The 2,657-nt window shown below is 41.2% G+C and carries 3 protein-coding genes and 1 pseudogene; all 4 read right to left on the bottom strand.

The window, feature by feature from the left end; translation table 11 throughout:
- Positions 1 to 121 precede the first annotated feature (121 nt).
- Positions 122 to 1,207 carry a S8 family serine peptidase gene (locus O9332_RS05620; RefSeq protein ID WP_288024166.1) on the bottom strand — a complete coding sequence of 362 codons (1,086 nt, stop codon included), beginning with the start codon at positions 1,205 to 1,207 and terminating at the stop codon, positions 122 to 124.
- A gap of 59 nt (positions 1,208 to 1,266) precedes the next feature.
- Complete coding sequence (locus O9332_RS05615; RefSeq protein WP_002762741.1) at positions 1,267 to 1,560, bottom strand: type II toxin-antitoxin system RelE/ParE family toxin; 294 nt, start codon at positions 1,558 to 1,560, stop codon at positions 1,267 to 1,269.
- Entirely contained in the window at positions 1,557 to 1,781 is a 225-nt protein-coding gene (locus tag O9332_RS05610) for a hypothetical protein (protein ID WP_002762738.1), read from the bottom strand. Before O9332_RS05610 ends, O9332_RS05615 begins: the two co-directional genes overlap by 4 nt.
- A gap of 290 nt (positions 1,782 to 2,071) precedes the next feature.
- A pseudogene (locus O9332_RS05605) lies at positions 2,072 to 2,296 on the bottom strand (type II toxin-antitoxin system HicB family antitoxin).
- Positions 2,297 to 2,657 lie beyond the last annotated feature (361 nt).

Below are 2,657 nucleotides of genomic sequence, written 5' to 3'. Positions count from 1 at the left end.
CCTCTGCTCTTTCTTCTTCTTTAAGAGCTTTTTGTAAGTTTTTCTTTTCTTCTAAGTCTAGGAAATCTTTGGCTGGCATAAGTAGGATTTTTCTCAAGTTACTATTTCTATTTTAGGTGGTTTAAGTGCGTTTTAGCTTAGTAGTTTCGGGCATGGATACTCCTTGAGAGGTGGTGACAGGATTGGGAATTTGGGCGACGGGGATTACCGGTTCGCTAGTTGCGGCACTCAGTTCGAGATTTTGGCGTTGAGCCTCAGGGGTTTCGGGCGTACCACCGCAGCCACAGCCCGATGCTTCTACTGTTGCTTGGGTTTCCACAGATTCGGACATGGTTTCTCCTGTTAGTTGTTGAATTGCCCCAGAAATGTTCAACACTCCGGCTAAACATTTTGGTTCATTTTCGCTGTCGGCATATTGGCAGGGGAGCGCGCTTTTTAGTATCGCTTCCCGGACTGCGTGAGGATTGGGGGTTTCTCCTCGCTGCACCTGCAAGCTGAGTAATAGGGCGGCTACTCCGGCCACAATGGGCGCGGCGAAGCTGGTCCCACTCAGTTGCACAGTCCCGCCGCCTGGTTTTGCCCCTAAGATGTTTTCTCCAGGGGCAAGGATGCCTTGACTTTGGTAGGTTTCCCCCCAATTACTAAAGTCGAGGGGATGCCCTCTAGCATCAACAGCACCCACCGCTAGGACGGCGGGAAGGGCTGCCGGAACTTGCAGGCATTCACAGCCATCATTGCCAGCAGCGGCAACGATAAGAATATTTCTCTCGTTACACATCTCGACGGCGCGAATTAGCCAGTCTTCGGCTTCTCCCATATCAGTGAGGGCACCGCCGCTAATATTAATCACTTTTGCCCCTTTTTCGGCGGCTTGTTCAATCGCCCTCGCTAAATCGAGTTGGGAGAGTTTGCGGTTATCGTCGGAGAAGACGGGTACGAGTAGGCCTCGACACTGGGGGGCAATGCCAGGGATTTCGCTGTTGGGTTGTCCGAAGATGAGGCTGGCAATATGGGTTCCGTGAGTGGACATTTGCCCCGCGGTGGCTTGATGCTGGACGAGGGTGGGTAAACGGGTTAGGTCTGCCCCGTTAAAACAGGAGTGGTTAGTGTCAACTACACCATCGAGAATGGCGATGGTTATTTCTGATGCGCCTTGGGTTTGTTTTTGTAGTTCTTTTAGTCCTGGAATCGAGAGAATTTGAGTCATTTTATTAATGATTAGTGAATCAGAGTAAGTTAGGTGAAAAATGAGGTTAAAAATTAAGTTTAATAAACCCGATCATGAGTACCAATATCAATTAGAATGATTACTTCTTTTTGCTCCTTATCATTAGTTTCTGGTCTTTCTAAAGAAAATATAATTCTACAATCATAACCACAAGAACAAGCTTTTAGTCCTAATAATTTTCCTTGTAATGAATGAGTGGCTAACTGAGGGGTAAAAATATCTTCTTGCATTAGCTTTAATGTTTCAATAATTTTTTGTTCAAGTTGAGCATTACGCTTGACAAATTTACGAAATGACCGTTTAAACTTCTGTGTTGCAATAATCTCTTTCATTCATCTTCTGTTAATAGGGTTTTTAATTCATCAATAATATCTTCTAAAGGTTGCGGTTTTAATTCTCCTCTTTGAAAAGCTTCCCTCGCTTCTTTAGCATTTCGGGCTATTTCGTCTCGATAGGATTCTATCATTTGATTTTTGACAATTTCTATTAACATTTCTCTCTGTTCAATAGGTAGTTCATTAACTGTCATAAGAGCTTGTTCTAATGTCATCATAATTTATCCTCTCTTGATTGTTGTAATAGGTTTAACGGTAGCTGTAATCTTGGTATTTCCTGTCGTCAAAAAATGGGTAATTCTAAACTTTGTAGGGGTTCTAATTCATGTTTTTTTGATTCTCTTTTGGTTTTCATCATGGTAAATCCGACCTAATTGCTCTTGATTCTCCATCGTACTACCTCTTTTTTGCCGAGTCAATAGTTTTTGAGTGAATTTGTGTTAAGTTTTTGTTGAAATCATTTTCTCCGGGAGAAAAACCTACTTTTAGTCCTAGAATAGTTGGGAGGTTAGTCATTAGTAATTTTCTCAGCTATTTGTAATAGTTTTGGCGAGGGCAAAGGTTTATTTTCTTGAGTATATATATCTACCAAATCTTCTCAAACTTCTTGGGCATTATCAATGGCTTCTTGATAGGTGTTGCCGTGAGTGCGAGCGTATTTTCCCCATTCGGGTAAACTGGCAATATAGGCATTATCTTCTTCAGACCATTGAATTAAAATGCTATATTTCATGATTAATCATCTCCTTGTTCTATGATTATTGATGATTTGGCTCTCTCGACTTATATGAGGTAAAATGTGATTATTTATTACATTATAGTGGATTGTTTCAGCTAATTTGGTGTATTAGAAAAATGCTATAAATTCTATAATCTAAGACTTTAAGCCGAAATCTAGGCTCTTCTCGACTTTGTGTGATAATTTTTGCTTATGGAATCGTGAAATGCTTATCGGGCAAGACTTTTAGGGCTATTTTGCGGATATTCTATCAGTATAGACCTCGTTTCCACACAGAAACCAGAAGAGCCAAATCTATTGCCCTATTTTAGTTGAAACAGTCCACTAGGAGTAGATTAGTTGATTAGTTGCTTAC

The sequence above is a fragment of the Microcystis sp. LE19-10.1B genome, from assembly GCF_027530565.1.
In the GTDB taxonomy this organism is placed as follows: Bacteria; Cyanobacteriota; Cyanobacteriia; order Cyanobacteriales; family Microcystaceae; genus Microcystis; species Microcystis aeruginosa.
The sequence above is the reverse complement of the archived record's forward strand: the minus strand, read 5'-3'. Positions and strand labels throughout refer to the sequence as shown.

Excerpts from the sequence above, each read along its gene's own strand:
- O9332_RS05620 (WP_288024166.1), bottom strand. The coding sequence starts at position 1,207 with ATGACTCAAATTCTCTCGATTCCAGGACTAAAAGAACTACAAAAACAA.
- O9332_RS05610 (WP_002762738.1), bottom strand. The coding sequence starts at position 1,781 with ATGATGACATTAGAACAAGCTCTTATGACAGTTAATGAACTACCTATT.
- O9332_RS05615 (WP_002762741.1), bottom strand. The coding sequence starts at position 1,560 with ATGAAAGAGATTATTGCAACACAGAAGTTTAAACGGTCATTTCGTAAA.